At 43.2% G+C, this 790-nt stretch carries 1 protein-coding gene; it reads right to left on the bottom strand.

Annotated elements, in window-relative coordinates:
- A partial coding sequence (locus A3738_RS07715) for a transporter substrate-binding domain-containing protein (RefSeq protein ID WP_156504071.1) occupies window positions 1–679 on the bottom strand: 679 nt, incomplete at its 3' end.
- Between the last annotated feature and the right edge of the window lie 111 nt (window positions 680–790).

Here is a 790-nt window from a genome sequence, read left to right as displayed (position 1 = left end):
GAGGAATTCCTTTCGCGACAAATGACTCATTAAGTTCGAGTAAATGTTGATTGAAGCTGCTGCTCTCCCGAACGAATACGGTTTTTCCAGAGAGGTCATCAATGCTTTTTAAAATGGGAGCGCTCTTATTGGCGACAATGACTTCTTTAACTTGTTTGATGGTAGGGATTGAAAAATCTGCGAATTGCTTGCGTTCAGGTGTAATAGTTAAGTTGGCAATGGCGAGTTCGGCTTGCCCTGACTCTAATTTTTCAAAGAGTTCATCACGCGTTACGGGGATTGCAATCACTGACAATGCGCGTCCTTTACGACGTTTCTTGTAACGCTTATTTAAGTACTGCTCAAAGGCATTGAGCATCTCGTAACTGAGACCGTGCTGGCGCGCTTTATCAAGAAAAAAATGTGTTTTGCTATAGGTAACGAGAACACGGATTGAGCCGCGCTCAATAATTTCAAACAGGTCATCGTGATGCACTGCGCTCAGTGCATCACGGAATTCGGCGTTCGCGACTGAATATAAATCTTCGGTTTCAGGCGTATCCTCTGAAGTAGATTTTTCTTCGGCGTCAACGGGTGTCTGGACATCGCCTGCGCTTGTGACGCTAGAGTCCGCATAAGACAAAGGGGCAATCAGATGAAGGCTAATAAGAATAAGGAATATAAAGCTGTGTATGTACAAGAGAACACCTAAAAAGCTTACTCGTTTCTGCGTAAAGCGTAGCTCATCTTTTTTGTGACGCGAAATCTCACAAAAATTATCTGTACTTTTGTTTCAAACACTATACTGTGC

Source organism: Oleiphilus sp. HI0066, from assembly GCF_001635725.1.
The sequence above is the reverse complement of the archived record's forward strand: the minus strand, read 5'-3'. Positions and strand labels throughout refer to the sequence as shown.